Annotated in this window: 14 protein-coding genes; 4 read left to right on the top strand and 10 right to left on the bottom strand. The window is 73.4% G+C overall.

Annotated features, from left to right (window positions below; translation table 11 throughout):
* Positions 1-6: 6 nt before the first annotated feature.
* The gene (locus ACWGO8_RS03205) at positions 7-1,728 is read right to left on the bottom strand and encodes an FAD-dependent oxidoreductase (protein ID WP_452041689.1); all 1,722 of its coding nucleotides are present in this window, start codon (positions 1,726-1,728) and stop codon (positions 7-9) included.
* Positions 1,729-1,890: 162 nt separating this feature from the next.
* Between ACWGO8_RS03205 and ACWGO8_RS03200 the strand changes: the two genes are divergently transcribed.
* The 3 genes from ACWGO8_RS03200 to ACWGO8_RS03190 are packed head-to-tail and all read left to right on the top strand — an operon-like array spanning position 1,891 to position 6,783.
* Complete coding sequence (locus tag ACWGO8_RS03200) at positions 1,891-4,500, top strand: ATP-binding protein (RefSeq protein ID WP_452041688.1); 2,610 nt, start codon at positions 1,891-1,893, stop codon at positions 4,498-4,500.
* A 40-nt stretch (positions 4,501-4,540) separates the two neighbouring features.
* Positions 4,541-5,407, top strand: coding sequence for a hypothetical protein (locus tag ACWGO8_RS03195; protein WP_452041687.1), 867 nt, complete (start codon positions 4,541-4,543; stop codon positions 5,405-5,407).
* A 38-nt stretch (positions 5,408-5,445) separates the two neighbouring features.
* Positions 5,446-6,783 carry a DUF1254 domain-containing protein gene (locus tag ACWGO8_RS03190; protein ID WP_452041686.1) on the top strand — a complete coding sequence of 446 codons (1,338 nt, stop codon included), beginning with the start codon at positions 5,446-5,448 and terminating at the stop codon, positions 6,781-6,783.
* Positions 6,784-6,805: 22 nt separating this feature from the next.
* Here ACWGO8_RS03190 and ACWGO8_RS03185 read toward each other — a convergent pair whose 3' ends face one another.
* The 4 genes from ACWGO8_RS03185 to ACWGO8_RS03170 all read right to left on the bottom strand — a co-directional run bounded on the left by ACWGO8_RS03185 (position 6,806) and on the right by ACWGO8_RS03170 (position 11,738).
* Complete coding sequence (locus ACWGO8_RS03185; protein ID WP_452041685.1) at positions 6,806-7,717, bottom strand: sugar phosphate isomerase/epimerase family protein; 912 nt, start codon at positions 7,715-7,717, stop codon at positions 6,806-6,808.
* Positions 7,714-8,967, bottom strand: coding sequence for a dihydrodipicolinate synthase family protein (locus ACWGO8_RS03180; protein ID WP_452041684.1), 1,254 nt, complete (start codon positions 8,965-8,967; stop codon positions 7,714-7,716). The genes ACWGO8_RS03185 and ACWGO8_RS03180 overlap by 4 nt, the downstream gene beginning before the upstream one ends.
* A 2-nt stretch (positions 8,968-8,969) precedes the next feature.
* Positions 8,970-10,178: a Gfo/Idh/MocA family protein gene (locus ACWGO8_RS03175; RefSeq protein WP_452043511.1), complete on the bottom strand. Its 1,209-nt coding sequence runs from the start codon at positions 10,176-10,178 to the stop codon at positions 8,970-8,972.
* Positions 10,179-10,688: 510 nt separating this feature from the next.
* Entirely contained in the window at positions 10,689-11,738 is a 1,050-nt protein-coding gene (locus ACWGO8_RS03170) for a LacI family DNA-binding transcriptional regulator (protein ID WP_452041683.1), read from the bottom strand.
* Between the two features lie 214 nt (positions 11,739-11,952).
* Here ACWGO8_RS03170 and ACWGO8_RS03165 point away from each other — a divergent pair, with 214 nt between their 5' ends.
* The gene (locus ACWGO8_RS03165; protein WP_452041682.1) at positions 11,953-13,293 is read left to right on the top strand and encodes a Gfo/Idh/MocA family protein; all 1,341 of its coding nucleotides are present in this window, start codon (positions 11,953-11,955) and stop codon (positions 13,291-13,293) included.
* Between the two features lie 54 nt (positions 13,294-13,347).
* Here the strand turns inward: ACWGO8_RS03165 and ACWGO8_RS03160 are convergent, their stop codons facing one another.
* Genes ACWGO8_RS03160 through ACWGO8_RS03140 form a run of 5 tightly spaced genes read right to left on the bottom strand, consistent with a single transcriptional unit; the run spans position 13,348 to position 18,950 of the window.
* Complete coding sequence (locus tag ACWGO8_RS03160; protein WP_452041681.1) at positions 13,348-14,514, bottom strand: MFS transporter; 1,167 nt, start codon at positions 14,512-14,514, stop codon at positions 13,348-13,350.
* On the bottom strand, positions 14,511-15,998 hold the full coding sequence (locus ACWGO8_RS03155; protein ID WP_452041680.1) for an aldehyde dehydrogenase (NADP(+)): 1,488 nt from the start codon (positions 15,996-15,998) through the stop codon (positions 14,511-14,513). Before ACWGO8_RS03155 ends, ACWGO8_RS03160 begins: the two co-directional genes overlap by 4 nt.
* A 41-nt stretch (positions 15,999-16,039) precedes the next feature.
* Positions 16,040-17,104: a mandelate racemase/muconate lactonizing enzyme family protein gene (locus ACWGO8_RS03150; protein ID WP_452041679.1), complete on the bottom strand. Its 1,065-nt coding sequence runs from the start codon at positions 17,102-17,104 to the stop codon at positions 16,040-16,042.
* Positions 17,101-18,045 carry a 5-dehydro-4-deoxyglucarate dehydratase gene (locus ACWGO8_RS03145; protein WP_452041678.1) on the bottom strand — a complete coding sequence of 315 codons (945 nt, stop codon included), beginning with the start codon at positions 18,043-18,045 and terminating at the stop codon, positions 17,101-17,103. The genes ACWGO8_RS03150 and ACWGO8_RS03145 overlap by 4 nt, the downstream gene beginning before the upstream one ends.
* Entirely contained in the window at positions 18,042-18,950 is a 909-nt protein-coding gene (locus ACWGO8_RS03140) for an NAD-dependent epimerase/dehydratase family protein (RefSeq protein WP_452041677.1), read from the bottom strand. Before ACWGO8_RS03140 ends, ACWGO8_RS03145 begins: the two co-directional genes overlap by 4 nt.
* Positions 18,951-19,078: the final 128 nt, after the last annotated feature.

Below are 19,078 nucleotides of genomic sequence, written 5' to 3'. Positions count from 1 at the left end.
GAAGCCTCAGCCGCCGGTGTGGGGCCCGAGGTGCTGGTGCACGGTCGAGATCACGACCGAGCCCTCGCCGACGGCCGAGGCCACGCGCTTGATCGAGCCGCGCCGCACGTCGCCCACCGCGAAGAAACCGGGCATCGACGACTCGAGCGGGTACGGGTCGCGGCCGCTCCCGAGCCAGGCGCGTCGTCCGCCCTCCTCGAGCACCTCGGGGCCGGTGATGACCGAGCCCCACTGGTCGCGCAGCACCTCGGGCGGCAGCCACTCGGTGTGCGGGCGCGCCCCGATGGTGACGAACACGGCGTCGGCGGGCACCGAGACGCGCTCGCCCGAGTCCGACCGCTCGAGCACGACGTGGTCGAGCCGGTCGACGTCGTGGGTGGCGCCGGCGTCGACGACATGGGAGCCCGTGATGAGGCCGACGCCCGCGGCATCCAACTGGTCGATGAGGTACTGCGACATGCTCGCCGCGAGCGACGGCCCGCGCACCACGAGCGAGACCGACTTCGCGTAACGGGCGAGGTGCAGCGCCGCCTGCCCGGCGGAGTTGCCGCCGCCGACGACGAGCACGTCGCGATCGGTCTGCGCGCGCGCCTCGACCGACGAGGCGCCGTAGAAGACGGAGGAGCCGACGAACGGCGCCAGCCCGGGCGCAGCGAGGCGCCGGTAGGTCACGCCCGTCGCGAGCACCACCGCGCGGGCCCGCACCACGTCGGCCGCCGCGCCGTTGGCCCCGGCCGCCGAGACGTCGAGCTCGAACCCGTCGTCGACCCTGCGCACGGCGGTGACGCGGCGCGTGTGCGCGAAGCGGGCGCCGAAGACCCAGGCCTGCTGGTATGCGCGCTGCGCGAGCTCGGATCCGGAGACCCCGCGCGAGAAGCCGAGGTAGTTGCGGATGAGCGAGCTCGAGCCCGCCTGCCCGCCGATCGACTCGCCTTCGAGCACGAGCGTGTCGAGTCCCTCCGACGAGGCGTACACCGCTGCAGCGAGGCCTGCCGGACCCGCGCCGATGACGACCACGTCGACGGGCTCGTCGGGCAGTGAGGTGGTGAGCCCGTAGGCGCGTGCGAGCTCCGCGTCGTCGGGGTCGACGAGCACGCGGCCGTCGGCCGTGCGAACGAGCGGCACGCCGGTGTAGGTCACGCCCGCGGCATCCAGCATCGCCACCGCGTCGTCGGCCGAGGGATCGAGGTGGTCGGCCGGCACGCCCGCCCGCGCGAGACGATTGCGCAGCTCGTGCGTGCGCGGCTGCGAGACGTCGCCGATGACCGTGTAGGCGCGGTGGCGCTTGCCGGCCGCGGCCTCGTGCTCGCGCAGGAAGTCGGTGATCGCACGGTGGAACGACTCGTCGGGCGAGTGCGTCGGCCGCACCACGTAGTAGTCGATCTGCACGTGCGTCATGAGCTGGAGCACCGCGTCGGACGTGACCCGGTCGGCCCACGAGCCCCACTCGATCACGAGGCCGCGGCGCACGTCGGGGAAGCGGCGGCGGGCCGCGGCGAAGACGCTCTCGTGGTCGTCGACCGGGGACGCGTCATCCGACAGCACGAGCGCCATGCTCCCGCCCTCGGTCGCGAGCTCCTCGATCGCCGCGACCGCGCTCGCCGGACCGTCGGCCTCGACCACCCGGTAGTCGTCGGCGTACCGTCGCCGCAGCGGCTCGAGCAACGAGGCGCGCACGCCCTCGTCGGCCGACACGACGAGGATCACCGGCGGGCCGGCGGAGTGCACCCGAGCATCCATTCGACTCCCCCCGGAGCGGCGCGACGAGCGGCGGAAGGCCGCCACGGCGCCACTGTACCGCCGGGCCGCGGCGAGCCGCCAGCATCCCCGACGCGCCAGCCCCGTGCTGGGTATTTACAGGCGGATGCCGCGGGGAACAGACTCGAAGGCATGAGCCCCGCCGATCCGGCGATCCGCACGCCAGACCAGCGACTGCGCGTGTTCGTGAGCTCCACGCTCAGGGAGCTCGCGCCCGAGCGCCGCGCGGTCCGCGCCGCGATCGAGCAGCTCAACCTCGCGCCCGTGATGTTCGAGCTCGGCGCGCGGCCGCATCCGCCGCGCGACCTCTACCGCGCCTACCTCGCGCAGAGCGACATCTTCGTCGGACTCTACGGCGAGCAGTACGGCTGGGTCGCGCCGGGGGAGGAGATCTCGGGGCTCGAGGACGAGTACCGCCTCTCGCCGGCGGGCATGCCGAAGCTCGTGTACGTGAAGGACGACGGCGATCGCGAGCCGCGCCTGCGGGAGCTCCTCGACCGCATCAAGGCCGACGACCGCTCGTCGTACGTGCACTTCGCCGACGCCGAGGAGCTCGCGGAGCTCGTGCGCGGCGACCTCGCGACGCTGCTCGCCGAGCGGTTCGCGCGCGCGGCCGAGCCCACCGGGACGCCGTTCACGTCGATGGACGGCACGGTCGAGCTCCCCTCCTCGCTGACGTCGCTCATCGGGCGCGACCGCGAGGTCGCCACCGTCGCCGAGCTGCTCGCCGACGACGACGTGCGGCTCGTCACCCTGACCGGCCCCGGCGGCATCGGCAAGAGCCGCCTCTCGATCGAGGCCGCGAACCGCGTGCGCGACCGGTTCCCCGGCGGCATCGCATTCGTCGACCTGGCGCCCGTCACCGACCCGTCGCTCGTGTCCGCGGCCATCGCGAACGCCCTCGGCATCATCGACAACGGCGACGGCACGCTCGACGAGAAGCTGCGCATGGCCGTGCGCGACCGCCGCCTGCTGCTGCTCCTCGACAACGTCGAGCAGGTCGTCGACGCTGCGCCGGTCATCCGCGCGCTGCTGGCGGATGCCCCGCACCTCACGGTGCTCGCCACGAGCCGCATCCTCCTCCGCATCAGCGGCGAGCACGGCGTCGAGCTCGGCCCGCTCGCCCTCCCCGACCTGCGGCACGGCACGACCGTCGCGCGGGCGCTCGCCACGCCGTCGGTCGCGCTCTTCGTGCAGCGCGTGCGGGCGACGAAGCCCGACTTCGAGCTCACGGCCGAGAACGTGGAGGACGTCGAGCGCATCGTGATCGCCCTCGACGGGGTGCCCCTCGCGCTCGAGCTCGCCGCCGCGCGCGGCCGCGTGCTGACGCCGTCCGAGCTGCTCGACCGGCTCGACCAGCGCCTCCTGGTGCTCGGCGGCGGCGCCCGCGACCTCCCCGAGCGCCAGCGCACGATCCGCTCCACGATCGAGTGGAGCACGCAGCTGCTCACTCCGACCCAGCAGGAGCTGCTCGCCCGGCTCGGCGTCTTCTCCGGGGTCTTCACCCTCGACGCCGTCGAATGGCTCGCCGAGGGCATCCCCGACGCGGACACGCTCGACGACCTCGCCGCGCTCGTCGACGGGAGCCTCGTGCGGCAGCAGGACCGCGGCGATCGTGCGGTGTTCACCATGCTCTCGACCGTGCGGGAGTACGCCCGCGACCGGCTCGACGGTCGCGAGGACCTGCGCGAGCTGCGCGACCGGCACGCCCAGTACTACGTGCGACTCGGCGAGCAGGCCGAGTACGAGCTCGAGGGCGCCACGCAGCTGGCGTGGATCGCGCGCCTCGCCGAGGAGGGCGACAACCTGCGTGCCGCCGTGCGACACCTGCTCGACACGCGGCAGTGGTCGATCGCGGCGCACTTCACGTGGACGCTCTACGTCTACTGGTGGGTCGACGGCCACCTCGGCGAGGTGCACGCCTGGATGCAGGAGGTGCTCGACTCCGGCGACGAGCTCGACACCCCGACGCGCGCGCGGGCCCTCTACTTCACGCGCGCGATCGGGTTCTGGCAGGACCCCGACGAGCTCCTCGTGCCGGGACTCGGCGAGAGCGCCGCGCTGTTCCACACCGAGGGGGAGCGGTCGGGGGAGGCGCTCGCGCTCATCTCGCTCGCCCTCGCGCTGCTGGCGTCGCGCGAGCCCGACGTCGTACGGGCGGGCGAGGCGCTGCAGGGCAGCCTCGGCCTGTTCCGCGAGGCCGACGACGACTGGGGCGAGGCGATGGCCCTCGTCACGATCGGGCGGGTCTCGCTCCTCAGTCGCGACGTCCGCGGGGCGCTCGATCGCTTCCGGGAGAGCCTCGCCGTGGCGCAGCGGCAGCACGACGCCCTCGGCGAGGCGATCGCGCTCCACCACCTCGGTTGGGCGGAGCTGCTGCTCGGCGACTTCGCCGTCGCTCGCGACTGCTTCGAGGAGAGCCTCAGCGAGTCGACGCGCCTGCACCACGACGACGGCGTCGCGTACGGGCTCGAGGGACTCACGGCGGTCGCCGCGGCTGCCGGCGACCTCGCGCGCGCGGGCACGCTGCTCGGCGCAGCGCAGATCGTTCGCGAACGCACGGGCCTGTACAACGCGCCGTCGTTCTCGTTCCACCAGCAGTTCGTCGATCCCATCCTCGCGGGCGAGGGCCGCGAGGAGTTCGAGGCCGCCCGCGCGCGCGGGCGCCGCATGCACGTCGACGACGCGGTCGCGTTCGCGCTGCAGCACGAGCCGGCGGATGCCGCGGCATCCGCCCCCTGATCACCGAGCCCCGCGGCATCCGCCCCACCGAGGAGGCACCATGAGCGAGACGGCACCAGGTACCGACGCCCCCGAGCGTCACCGCTCCGGACCCGAGGACCGCGTGCTCCCGTTCACCCGGGTGCTCGCATTCGTCATCATCCCGTTCCTCGTCGCGGCGGCGTTCCTGCTGCTCGTGCTGCCCGGCGCCACCGAGCAGCACTTCGCGTGGACCATCCAGCCGCCCATGACGGCGATGCTCCTCGGCTCGGCGTACGCGGGCGGGATCTGGTTCTTCGTGCAGGTCGCGGTGCAGCGGCGCTGGCACCGGGTGCGGCACGGCTTCCCCGCAGTGCTGGTGTTCGCGACGCTGCTCGCGATCGCCACGTTCCTGCACTGGGATCGCTTCCACTTCGGGCACATCTCGTTCATCACCTGGGTCGCGCTCTACATCTCGACACCCGTGCTCGTGCTCGTGGCGCTCGTCCTGAACCTCCGCGAGGACGACGGGATGCCCGAGGGGGACGACATCGAGATCCCCGGGCCCTGGCGGTACGTGCTCGCGCTCGTCGGCGCGGCATCCACCGTGACCGGGCTCGTGCTCTTCATCGTGCCGTCGCTGCTCATCGGCTCGTGGGCGTGGGAGGTCACGCCCCTCACCGCTCGCGTCGTCGGCGCGGTGCTCACGCTGCCCGGCCTCGTGAACGTGTGGATGCTCTGGGACGACCGCTGGTCGGCGTTCCGCCGCGTGTTCCAGGCGCAGCTCGTGAGCCTCGCCTGCATCCTGCTCGCGATCGCCGTGCGCCTGGCCGATTTCGACTGGAACCGGCCGAGCGCGTGGCTCTTCGCGATCGGGATCGTCGTGTCCGCCGCCGTCTACGCACTCTTCTACTTCTCGCTCGAGCGACGCGCCACGCGTAGCGTGTAGGCGGGAGACGCGCCGACCGGCGCGCAGGAGGGGGATCGATGGGCTGGACCGAGGAGTTCCTCGTGGACGCGTACGTCTTCGGGTATCCGCTCGTGTACAACGTGTCGTCGATGCAGGCGATCGCGACGCACGGGCTCGGCTCGTTGCCGCCGTCGGGCATCAACCGGTTCGCGCACGCGACGAAGCTCGGGTCGCCCGAGGACACGTTCGTGAGCATCAACAACGACACGGTGTACGCGATCGCGGTGCTCGACCTCTCCGGCGGCCCGCTGCTCGTGCACGTGCCCGACACCGACGGCCGGTACTACGTGCTCCAGTTCGTCGACGCGTGGACGAACAACTTCGCGTACGTCGGTCGGCGCGCCACCGGCACCGCCGAGGGGACATTCCTCATCGCGCCGCCCGGATGGTCTGGGACGGCGCCCGACGGCGTCCCCGTCATCCCCTCGCCCACCGACCTCGCGGCGATCGTGGGACGCATCGCCGTGGACGGCGAGGACGACCTGCCCGCGGTCGCCGCGCTGCAGCCGCAGTTCACGCTCACCCCGCTCGACGGGAACGGGCCGCTTCGCGGCATCCCGCAGCCGCACGGGGAGATCCCCGAGCACCTGCGCTTCTGGGAGCTGCTGCGCGCGTGGAGCCTCGCCTTCCCGCCGGCGAAGGCCGACGTCGACTACCTGCACCGCTTCGCGGACTACGGCCTCACCGCTCGCGGCAACCCCTACGGCGTGGTCGCGCGCGACCAGGAGGAGCACCTCGCGAACGCGTTCGTGGAGGGTCGGAACCGCGTCGAGGAGCTCTCGAAGCCCGACCCCGCCGCCGCCGTGAACGGGTGGCAGGCCTGGCCGCACGGCTTCGACTACAACGTCGACTACCTGGGGCCCGGCACGATCGACGCGCCGGAGTGGCGGATCGCCGATCGCGCCACGGCGTACACCACGCGGGCGCGCGCCGCCCGCAACGGGCTGTGGGGCAACCACGGCTTCGAGGCCGTGTACGCCGAGGTCTTCGTCGACTCGGAGGGCCGTCGCCTCGACGGGTCGCACGCCTACGAGCTGCACCTCACCGAGCTGCCGCCGGCCGACGCGTTCTGGTCGATCACGATGTACTCGGTGCCCGACTTCTACCTCGTCGAGAACCCGATCGAGCGCTACTCGATCGGCGACCGCACGCCCGGCCTCGTCACCGGCGAGGACGGCTCGCTCGTCATCCGCATGCAGCGCGAACGGCCCGACGACGAGGCCGCGGCGGCGAACTGGCTGCCGACGCCAGAGGGGCCCTTCCGTCCGATGCTGCGGGTGTACCAGCCGCGCGCGGAGATGATCGACGGCACGTTCGTGATGCCGGCGATCACGCGGGTCCCGTCCGCAGGTTGAGGAGCGCCCGCGGAGCCGGACGCTACTCGACCGCCGAGAGGGGCACGGATGCCGCGAGGTGCGGCACGACCGCGGCCTCGAACGCCGCGGCGGTGCGGGCGACGACCTCGGCGAACGGCGTGTCCCACAGTTCCTGGTTGAAGATCTCGACCTCGATGTCGCCGGTGTAGCCCGTGGCCTCGACGGCTGAGGTGAGCGACGCGAAGTCGATCACGCCGTCGCCCGGCTCGTGCCGGCTGAGCAGCACGTCGGCGGGCAGCGGCGTCTTCCAGTCGCAGACCTGGTAGGTCGCGATGCGTCCCTCGGCGCCGGCGCGCGCGATCTGCGGCAGCACCTCGGGGTCCCACCAGATGTGGAACGTGTCGACCGTCGCGCCGACCACCGACGGGTCGAACGGCGCAGCCAGGTCGAGCGCCTGCTTCAGCGTCGACACCACCGCCCGGTCGGACGCGTACATGGGGTGGAGCGGCTCGATCGCGAGCGTGACGCCGGCCGCCTGCGCCTCGGGGGCGAGCTCGGCGACGGCGTCGGCGACCTGCGCGCGGGCGCCGACGAGGTCGGTCGACCCCTCGGGGATCCCGCCCGCGACGAGCACGAACACGGCACGCGAGCCGGATGCGCCGGCGGCGGCGAGCGTCGCGGTCTCCTCGATACCCCGGCGGTTGTCGTCGATCGCCGCGCGGCGAGCCGGACCCTCGGGCACGGTGAAGAAGCCACCACGGCAGTACGTCGAGAGGCGCAGGCCCGAGTCGGCGAGGCGTCGCGCGGCCTCGTGGAGGCCGACCGCCTGCACGGGCTCGCGCCAGAGGCCGATCGACTCGTACCCGCCCTCGGCGACCGAGCGAAGGGCCTGGTCGAGGTCGGCGTACTTGATGGTCGCCTGGTTGAGCGACAGGCGCGGGTGGGCGGCTGAGCTGGTCGAAGGTGCGTTCATGCGAGCACCTCGACGTCGGCGTCGGCCGGCTCGGCCGCGGCATCCGGCGTCTCGGTGTCGGCGTCGACGGATGCCGCAGGAGCGGCTGCCGTGACATCGACGCCGTTGAGCGTGAGCAGCGAGTGCCAGCGGGCGGCCGCGAGCTCGGGACGCTCGAGCGCGCCCGACGCGTTCGCGAGCTCGACGATGCGGGAGAGGTGCGGCAGGCTGCGGGCGGCGTGCAGGCCGCCCACCATCTGGAACGCGGCCTGGTGGCCGTTGAGCCACGACAGGAACGCGACGCCCGTCTTGTAGTAGTACGTGGGCGCGGCGAAGACCTGCTGCGAGAGCGGCTCGGTCGGCGCGAGGATCGCGCGGTACTCGTCGGCGTCGCCGCGGTCGAGCGCCTGGATCGCCGCGGAGGCGTTCGGCGCGAGCGCCGCGAACGCGCCGAGCAGCGCGTCCGAATGCCCGCGGACGTCGCCCTCGATGAGGCCGACGTAGTGGTAGTCGTCGCCCGTGAACATGCGGGCGGTCTCGGGGAGCCGCTCGCGCACCGAGATCTCCGCGTCGGCGTCGAGCAGGCTCATCTTCACGCCCTGCACCTTGTCGCGGTTGTACTCGATGATCTGCAGCAGCGTCGCCGACGCGGCATCCGTGTCGTCGGAGCCGAAGTAGCCCGCGAGCGACGGGTCGAACGCCGTCCCGAGCCAGTGCAGCACGACCGGGGCGCCCGCCGCGGCGAGCACCTCGCGGTACACGCGGCGGTAGTCGTCGGGCGTGCGCGCGGCTCGCGCCAGGTGACGGCTCGCCATGAGGACGACGCCCGCACCCGCATCCTCAGCGTGATGGAGCTGCTCCTTGTAGGCGTCGATCACCTGCTCGAGGGAGATGGACTCGTCGCCGACATGGTCGGTGTTCACACCGACGACGAGGTTCGCACCCACGGTCGCCGCCTCGGCGGCGCTGCGGGAGATCAGTTCGCGCGTGGCCAGGGCGTCGAGGCCCATGTTGCGCTGCGCGGTGTCCATGGCGTCGGCGACGCCGAGCCCCCACGACCAGACGTGGTGGCGGAAGGCCAGGGTGGCGTCCCAGTCGATCTCGGCCGGCTCGCCCGGAGTGTTGTCGGCGAACGGCTTCGGCACGACGTGCGCCGCCGCGTACGCGACCCGGCTCGCGAGCGGATGCCGCGGCTTCTGGAATGCGGGCGCCTCCGCCAGCGGCACCGAGCGCAGCGCGCCCTCGCCGTCGATGAGGGTGATCGCGGTCATGGTCAGCGGGCCCCGGTCAGCTCGGGGGCGGCGTCGGGCGCCGCGACGTTGCTCGCGGCATCCGTGATCGCGGCGGCATCCGTCGTCTCGATCGTGACCTCGGGGATGGCGATGCGCCGGCCCTCGGCCGAAGAGCGCAGGCCCTCCTCGGCGAGGAGGACGCCGCGAGCGCCCGCGAGGAAGTCGTAGTGGTTGGGAGCGTCTTCGACGACGTGGCGGATGAACTCCTCCCACTGCGTCTTGAAGCCGTTCTGGAACTCCTGGTTGCCGGGGGACTCGATCCAGTCGGCGGCGTAGTCGTGCGCGTCGGCGAGGTCGGGGTTCCATACGGGCTTGGGCGTGGCGTTGCGCGGCTGGATCTTGCAGCCGAACAGGCCCACGACGGCCGAGCCGAGCGTGCCGTCGACCTGGAACTCGACGAGCTCGTCGCGGTTGACGCGCGTGGTCCAGCTGGAGTTGAGCTGGGCGATCGCGCCGCCCTCGAGCTCGAAGATCGCGTATGCGGCGTCGTCGGCGGTCGCCGGGTAGGGCTCGCCCTTCTCGTCGACGCGCTCGGGGATCTCGGTGACCGCCTTCGCGTAGACCGACTCGACGCGGCCGAACAGGTTCTCGAGCACGTAGTTCCAGTGCGGGAACATGTCGACGATGATGCCGCCGCCGTCCTCGGCGCGATAGTTCCAGCTCGGCCGCTGCGCCGGCTGCCAGTCGCCCTCGAAGACCCAGTAGCCGAACTCGCCGCGGACGCTGAGGATGCGGCCGAAGAAGCCCGAGTCGATGAGGCGCTTCAGCTTCTGCAGGCCGGGCAGGTAGAGCTTGTCGTGCACGACGCCGTTCTTGATGCCGGCGGCCGTGGCGAGCTTCGCGAGCTCGAGCGCCTCCTCGAAGCTCTCGGCGGTGGGCTTCTCGGTGTAGATGGCCTTGCCGGCGGCGATCGCCTTGCGGATCGCGGCGGCGCGGGCCTTCGTCACGAGGAAGTCGGCGTAGATCTGCCAGCGGTCGTCGGCGAGCGCCTCGTCGAGGTTCGTCGTCCAGTGCTCGATGCCGTGCTTCTCGGCGAGCTCGGCGAGCTTCTGCTCGGAGCGGCCGACGAGGATGGGCTCCACCTGCACGCGGGTGCCGTCGGAGAGCTCGACCCCGCCCTGCTCGCGGATGGCCAGGATCGACCGCACGAGGTGCTGCCGGTATCCCATGCGCCCGGAGACGCCGTTCATGATGATGCCGATGGACTGGGCCTGCGGGCTGGCCTGCTGGGTGGTCTGCTCTGCCACGGTGATTCCTGTTCGAGCCGGGAGCGGGTGGCGGAGGCCGCCGCGCCGCTGCGGGAAAGCGTTTACCCGAGTGTAGGACACGATCCCGCGATCGCGCAACACCCAGCTCGCGGGGTGTCGTCACGCGGCGTCGCGGTGCGGCCGGCCCGCGGTGGGCGCGCGGGCGCGTTTCGGGCCCGGCGCGCGTCGAGACTGCAGGAACTTCGGGGCGACCCGCCGAGCGGATGCCGCGCGCGAGCGGCGCGTCGCCCGGAAGTTCCTGCGTCTGGTCCGGCGGATGCGGCGGAGGCCCGCCGTCGGGCGCAACTCCGGAGATCGGGGTCGACCCGCCGGCCGGGGGGCGCATCGTCGCGGCGTGTCGGCGCGCCATCCGGAGTTGCGCACATCCGGCGCGTGGCGGATGTGGGCGGGCGGGCGGCATCCGTGCACCGCCGTACCCGAGGCGGGCGCGGGCTACTTGCGCGGAGGCGTCGACTCGCGGATGACGACCTCGGTGCGCACGGCGCCCTCGGCCTGGGCGGCCTCGTCGCCGAGCGCGAGGCGGAGGGCGCGGCGTCCGATCTCCTCGAGGGGGACGCGCACCGTGGTCAGGGCCGGCGTGACGTCGCGCACCGTGGGGATGTCGTCGAAGCCGGCGATCGCGACATCCGTGCCCGGCGTGAGGCCGGCGTCGCGGATGGCCGACAGGGCGCCGACTGCCATGACGTCGTTGGCGGCGAAGACGCACTCGACGTCGCCGAGTCCGCGTTCGAGCAGGCGGCGCATGCCGTCGTAGCCGCCGTCGCGGGTGAACGCGTCGCGGATCACGTCGTCGTCCTCGAGCGTGCCGCCCGTGGCCGCAAGCCCCGCGCGGAAGCCCTCGACGCGGTCGGCCGCGGTGCGCAGGCCCTCGCCGCCGGTGATGATCGCGAAGCGGCGGTAGCCGATGCCGACGAGGCCGCGGGCGAGCGCCTCGGCGCCCGCGAGGTTGTCGACGAGCACCGTGCGGAGGTCGAGCTCGTTGCGGCTGATCAGCACGACCAGGCCGCCGGAGCGCTCGTAGGCACGGAGCTCCTCGCCCAGCGCGCCGCCGGTCGGGTCGGTCGTCGGCCGCGAGCCCGCGAGGATCATGACGCGCGGACGCTGTCCGCGCAGCGTGCGCACGAGCTCCAGCTCGCGCTCGGGGTCGCGCTCGGTGGCGGCCATCGTGACGATGAGCCGCTCGTGGTCGGCCTCGGCGACGACGCCGGCGGCGATCGACGAGAAGTAGGGGTCGGCGATGTCGGCTACGAGCAGCGCGACGGTGGTCGTCGTGCCGCGGGCGACGGCCTGCGCCGAGAGGTTGGGGGAGTAGTCGAGCCGCGCGGCGGCCTCGAGCACGCGCTTGCGGTACTCCTCGTTGACCTTGCGCGTGCTGCCGTTGAGCGAACGCGACGCGGTCGCGAGCGAGACCCCCGCCTCGCGCGCGACGTCGTGCAGCGTCGCAGGTGCGCTCCGCCCGGTTCCGGTGCCGCCCTCGGTCATCCGTCCTCCCGCATGTGCCCGCCCCCTCGGGGCGCCTCGATGCTACCGCGCAAGCGGCTCGGAGACGCCGAGGTTTGGACACGCGCCGCGTGGCTGGTAGAAATGTCGTCGAACCGAGATAGCGCTTTCCCGCGTGATTCCCTCCCGATCCCCAGCGAAGCACGGGTGACCGAGGAAGCGCTTTCTCGTACGATGACCCCGAGTGGAGCACGCGATGGCGCAGGAACGGTACGGACTCATCGGCACGGGAAGCCGCGCGGGCATGTACGTCCGCGCGCTGAGCGGCACGCAGCTCGGCGCCGAGCACGTGCCCGAGATCGCCGAACTGGTCGCGTGGAGCGACGCGAACCCGGGTCGCCTCGACGTGCACGAGCGCGAGGTGGTGGCGGCCGGGCGTCCGGCGCCGGCGCGCTACGCGCCCGACGAACTCGAGCGCATGATCCGCGACGAGCGCATCGACCGCGTGATCGTCACGACCCCCGACTTCACGCACGCCGACTTCGTGGTGCGCGCCCTGCACGCGGGCGCCGACGTCGTGGTCGAGAAGCCGCTCACGATCGACGCCGAGAGCGTGCGGCGCATCGGCGCGGCCATCGCCGAGACCGGCCGCGAGGTCATCACGACGTTCAACTACCGCTACAGCCCGCGCAACTCGACGCTGCGCCGCGTCATCGCCGACGGCGAGATCGGCGCGGTCACCTCGGTGCACTTCGAGTGGGCGCTCGACACGGTGCACGGCGCGGACTACTTCCGCCGCTGGCACCGCGAGAAGGCGAACTCCGGTGGCCTGTTCATCCACAAGGCGTCGCACCACTTCGACCTCGTCAACTGGTGGATCGCCGCGACGCCTGTGCGCGTCTTCGCGAGCGGCGGGCTGCGCTTCTACGGTGCCGAGAACGCCGCCGCCCGCGGCCTCGGCGAGCGTCCGTCGCGCGGCACCGGAGCGACCGGCGATCCGTTCGCGCTCGACCTCGCCCGGGACCCGCACCTCAAGGAGCTCTACCTCGACCAGGAGCACCACGACGGCTACCTGCGCGACCGAGACGTGTTCGACGCGGGCATCACGATCGAGGACAACCTCGCCGCGCTCGTCGACTACGACACGGGCGCGACCATGAGCTACTCGCTCAACGCGCACGCACCCTGGGAGGGCTACCGCGTCACCGTCAACGGCACCGAGGGCCGCGCCGAGCTCGAGGTCGTCGAGCGCGGCGCCGTGCTCATCGGCGAGGACGGCCGCGTCGTCGTCGACCCGAGCATGCACCCCGGCTACTCGCCCGAGGACGAGGTGCGTCCCGACTCCGAGCGCCTCGTCGTGCAGCGGCACTGGGAGGGCGCGCGCATCGTGCCGATCCCCGAGGGCATCGGCAGCCACGGCGGCGGCGACGCCTACCTGCTGCAGCACGTGTTCGGCCGGGTGACCGACGACCAGCCGCTCGGCCGGGTCGCGGGCTACGCCGACGGCGTCAAGGCGGTGTCCGTCGGCATCGCGGGCAACCTGTCGCTCGCCACGGGCGAGCCCGTGCGCATCGCCGACCTCGAGCTCGGCATCTGAGCCGAGCCGGCTCCGGGCCGAGCGGATGCCGCGGCATCCGCCCGCCCTCAGTGCTCACGCCGAGCCGTCGATCGGCGGCGCGTCCTTCGGGTAGGCGACGAGCATCGCGCCCGACAGGATCCACACCACGCCGATCGCCGCGATGAGCGCGGGCCCGCCGAGGCCCGCCGCGAGTCCGGCGACGGCGGCGCCCGCCGCGGCGGCGGCCGCGCGAAGTCCTGCGCCGACCGTGAACACCTGCGAGCGCAGTGTCGGCGGGCTCTGCTGCTTGCGGATGAGCAGCATGGCCGATGCGGCCGGTGCCGTGAACAGGCCCGACACGCCGATCGCCAGCGCGGCCCAGAGCTGTCCGAGGTCGAGTGCGGCGACCACGGTGAACACGCCGGTCGCGGCGAAGCCGAGGCCCATCTCGACCTCGGGGCGGAGCCGGCTCGGATGCGCGGAGTTCCAGAGGGCGCCGAGCAGCCCGCCCACGGCGAAGGCCGTGACGATGACCGCGCCGCCCGCGGCATCTCCGGTGCTGCCGATCGCGAGCGCGACGGCCGCGATCGCGAGGCCACCGGCGCCGAACTGGCTCACGGTGCCGCTCGCGGTGATGAGGGCGAGCGGCCGGTGCGTCGCGATGTGGCGGAACCCGGCCGCGATGGTGCGGAGCATCGACGCGTGCGGCTCGCCCGCGAGCGGACGGAGTCGGAGGGGGATCGTGCCGACGGCGCCGAGCAGTGCGGCCGCGGCCATGACGAGCGTCGCGATGCGGGCGTTCCCGAGCGCTGAGGCCGCGGCGACGGCGGCCGGGCCCGCGACCGCGCCGAGGTTGTAGGCGAGCGCATCCATCGCGTAGGCGCGGCGCTCGTTCGGGATGCCCTCGGTGACGAAGCTCGAGAGCCCGCCGAACACGAACGGCGTCGCGAGCCCCGAGATCGCGAGCACGATGGCGACGACCCAGGCCGGCACCGGCCCGAGGAATGCCGCGATCGTGAAGGCCGCGGCCATGACGAGTCCGGCACCCGCGACGAAGGCGCCCGGCCGGCGGGTCCGGTCGAGCACCGCCCCGACGACCGGGGCCGCGATGATGCTGGGTCCGAGCGCGGCGGCGGCGAGCAGTCCGCCGAGCGCGACGTCGCCGAGCTGCTCGACGGCGAGCACGGGGATCGCGATGGTGATGCCGCCGACCGCGAGGCGCGGCGGCGTCGCGGCGGTGAGGTAGGCGATCGCGCTCACACGACGAGCACGCCGTCGATGCGGCGCGGGATGCCGAGCACGTTCTCCTCGCGGAGCTCCACGGGCAGCGCCGACTCGGGGGCGTCCTGGTAGGCGACCGGACGCAGGAAGCGGCGCAGCGCGGTGACGCCGACGGACGTGTGGATCGACGTGGTCGACGGCCACGGACCCCCGTGCTGCTGCGCCCAGCTCACCGCGACACCCGTGGGCCAGCCGGCGAAGAGCACGCGTCCGGCCACCTCGGTGAGCACCGCGAGGATGCCGGTGAGGTCCTCACCGGGTTCGGCGTGCACGGTGGCCGTGAGGCTGCCGCCCACCGCGCGGATCGCCGCGAGCGCGTCGTCGACGTCGTCGTACGCGACGACGAGGGTCGACGGTCCGAAGCACTCCGCCAGCAGGGCGCCGGGATCCGCGCGCACGGCCGACGCCGTCGTCGACAGCACGACGGCCGAGCCGGTGCCGGGCCGCTGCGCGACGTCGCCCGCGACCACGGTGATGTCGTCACGGGCCGCGAGCGCGTCGAGTCCGCGCGCGAAGGCGGCGGCGATGCCGTCGGTGAGCATGGGCACGGATGCCGCGCTGCCGACAGCCGTGGCGACGCGCGACGCGAAGTCCGACCCGGCCGGCACGAACACCACGCCCGGATTCGTGCAGAACTGGCCCGCGCCGAGCGTGAACGACGCGGCGAGTCCGGCGGCCAGCTCGTCGGCGCGTGCATCGAGCGCCGCCGCCGTGATGAGCACCGGGTTCACCGCGCTCAGCTCGCCGTAGAACGGAATGGGGTCGGGGCGCGACGACGCGAGGTCGAAGAGCGCCCGCCCGCCGTGCAGCGACCCGGTGAACCCGACCGCGCGGACCTCGGGGTGCTGCACGAGCGCGACGCCGGTCTCGCGCCCCTCGACGTGGCCGAAGATCCCCTCGGGTGCGCCCGCCGCCGCGAGCGCGCCCGCCACGAGCCCGGCGGTGCGACGGGAGAGCCGCGGATGGGCGGAGTGCCCCTTCACGATGACGGGGCATCCGGCGGCGAGGGCCGACGCGGTGTCGCCGCCCGCGACCGAGAACGCGAACGGGAAGTTCGAGGCGCTGAACACGGCGACCGGGCCGAGCGGACGCAGGATGCGCCGCAGGTCGGGCCGCGGCGGCGTGGTCGTCGGGTCGGGGTGGTCGATGGTCGCCTCCAGGTAGGAGCCCTCGACGATCGCCGTGGCGAAGAGGCGCAGCTGGGCGGTCGTGCGCGCGAGCTCGCCCGTCAGCCGAGTCGTCCCGAGGTGCGACTCCTCGTCGGCCAGCGGGATCAGTTCGCCGGCCGCCGCGTCGAGCGCATCGGCGACGGCCGTGAGCCACGTCGCGCGCTCGGCGGCGGTCGAGGCGACGGTGGTCGCGAACGCGGCGCGCGCGGCCGCGGCTGCGTCACCGATGGCGTCGGCTCCTGCGGTCGCGGCCGATGCCGCAGTGTCGATGGCGATGGGCGCGATGCTGGTCATGGTTCCTCCAGGGTCATCGGATGCCGCGGCATCCGTGCACGTCAATTGAATCGGATGCCGAGCCCGGGCTGCCCCGTCGTGCGCACCTCGGCGCCGGTCACGGCGACGGGGGAGGGCGATGCGAGCGCGCCGAGCGCCTCGAAGGAGGCGTCCTCGACGGACTCGACGAGGTGGTCGCCGGGCAGGGCCAGGGCGAGCTGGGCCGAGAGCTCGAGCAGCAGGTGCGGCGCGAGGTCGACGCCGCGATCCTCCGCGAGATCGGCGATCTCGAGGAACGGCGTGATGCCGCCGACGCGCACGGCGTTCGGCTGCACGATCGACACGGCGCCCGCATCGATGAACTCGGCGAACCGGTAGCGGGTGTGGAGGTTCTCGCCGAGCGCGACGGGCACCTCGATGCGATCGCGCAGCGCGACGTGCGCGGCGAGGTCGTCGGCGCGCAGCGGCTCCTCGATCCAGGCGAGGTCGAACGCGGCGAGCTCGCCGATCGCACACTCGGCCTGCTCGAGGGTCCAGCGCTGGTTCGCGTCGATCATGAGCCGGCGGTCGGGCCCGATGACCTCGCGTACGGCGGCGATGCGTTCGAGGTCGCGCGCGAGGTCGGGGCTGCCGACCTTCACCTTCACGGCGTCGAACCCGGCGGCGACCCAGCGCTCGGCCTGTGCTGCGAGCTCGTCGAGCGGGTAGTGCAGGTTCACGCCGCTGCCGTACACCTCGGCGGTCTCGTGCCGGCGGCCGAGGAGGTCGGTGATGCCGGTGCCGGCGCGGCGGGCGGCGAGGTCCCACAGCGCGAGGTCGAGGCCGGCCATCGCGATGGTCGTGATGCCGCCGCCACCGCCCTCGTGCAGGTGCGCCCAGAGCGGATGCCACAACGTCTCGGCGTCGGCGTCGCGCCCGATCGCGAAGGCGGTGATGTCGTGGTCGAGGTGCGCCCGCACCGCGGCCGCGCCGATCGACGGCGTCCACGAGAAGCCGTACCCGACATCACCCGCGGCGTCCTCGACCACCACCTCGACGAGCGAGAGGTCGCGCACGTCGGGCCCCCACGGCCGCGTGAGCGGCACGCGGATCGCGCGCGTGCGCAGGCTGCGGATGACCTCGGTCACCGCGCCGCCGTCGCCGCGGTGCCGAGGCGCTCGGCGAGGGCGAGCCCGGCGTCGAGGATCGCGCCGAGGCGGGCCTCCTGGTCGGGCGTCGGGTCGACGAGCGGCGGCCGCACGGATCCGACGTCGAGTCCGCGCAGTCGCAGGCCCGCCTTGATGAGCGAGACGCCGAAGCCGGGGGTCTCGTCGCGGAGGCGCACGAGCGGCGTGTAGAACTCGCGCAGCAGGGCCATCCGCGTGGCCTCGTCGCCGTCGGTGTAGGCGCGATAGTGCAGCGCGGCCACTTCGGGGATCATCGCGAACGCCGCCGACGAGTACAGCGGGATGCCGATGCCGCGATAGGCGCCCTGGCTCAGCTCTGCCGTGAGCAGGCCGTTGAAGAACTGCAGGTCGCGTCCGGTCGCCGCGGCGGCGAGCACGATCTCCTGCGCCAGGCCGATGTCGCCCGTGCCGTCCTTGAAGCCGACGACCTTCGGGTTCGCGGCCAGCCGCGTGATGGCGTCGGCCGTGTAGCGGGCGGTGCCGCGGTGGTACACGATGACGGGCAGGTCGGATGCCGCGGCGACCGCCCCGACCCAGGCGACGAGTCCGTCGGTGGTGCCCGACACGAGGTAGGGCGGCAGCAGGAGCAGCCCGTCTGCGCCGGCGTCGGCTGCGCCCCGGGCGAGCTCGATCGCGTGGCCGAGCGGCCCGCCCGCGCCGGCGATGACCGGCACGCGGCCGCCGACCACGTCGACGGTGGCCCGCACGACGTCGATCGCCTCGCGCGCCGCGAGCGCGTGGAACTCGCCCGTGCCGCAGGCGGGGAACACCCCGCCCGGACCCCACGGGAGCCGCGACGCGACGTGCTCGGACAGCACCGCGAGGTCGACGGTGCCCGACGCGTCGAACGGTGTCACGGGGAAGAACAGCACCCCGTCGAACTCGGGTGATGGTGCGGTCATGATGCCCTCGATTCGCTGGGGGAGATGGCGGCGGCCGCGAGCTCGCTGCGCCAGTCGCGCTCGGGCCGCCAGCCGAGGCGGTCGGCGGCCTTGTCGACCGAGAACACGGGCTGCGTGCCGACGAGCGCATCCGCGCCGACGCCGAGCGCCGGCGCGAACTCGCGCCACAGGTCGGCGACCGGGTGGGTGGCGAGCGCGTCGGCCGCCCCGACGAAGAACCCCTCGCCGTCGACGGCGTCGGCGGGCGCGGCGAGCCAGGCGTCGACGAACGCCCCGGCGTCCCGGGCGTCGAGGTAGTTGAAGAGGCTGACCGCCGCGAGCGCCGGGTCGGCGAGTCGCTCGGCGATGGTGTGGCCCTGCTGCGTGGGCGCGCCGCGCCACTCCTCGGGCGAGATCACGTAGCAGGGGCGGAAGAACCCGAAGGCGCCCGACGACGTGCGGGCGAACATGCGCACGGCCTCCTCGATCACGGCCTTCGACAGCGCGTAGGCGTTCGCGGGATGCGTCGGATGCGTCTCGTCGATCGGCACGGCGGCAGCCCGCCACGTCGGGGCGCTGTAGCCGACGACGGTCGGGCTCGATGCGGCGAGCACGCGTCGCACGCCGGCCCGGGCGGCGGCGGCGAACACCGTGTGCGCGAGCGCCGTGTTGGTGAGGAGGATCTCGCGCTCGGGGGCGCTGAACGGCACCGCGATGCCCGCGAGGTGCACGACCGCGTCGGGCCGGAGCGCGTCGAGGAGCTCGCCCGTCGCGTGCTCGTCGGCGAGGTCGAGCACGCGCTCGTCCACGCCGTCGAGTCCGGCGGGCGCGCGATCGATGCCGACGACCGAGTGCCCGGATGCCGCGAGCCCGGCGCTCAGGCTCCGCCCGAGCCGGCCCGACGATCCGGTGACGACGACGTGCATGCGCCCTCCATCAGGGGTGTTGAGAAACCGCTTTCTCGACGAGAGCCTAGGCGACGTCCGCGGCGCCGGGCAACTCGGTGGTTACACTGAGGAACCGGTTTCCCGGCCGAGGCGCACGGCGCGTCACG

Source organism: Agromyces sp. NPDC055661 (assembly GCF_053618135.1).
This window is presented reverse-complemented; position numbering and strand designations above follow the sequence as displayed.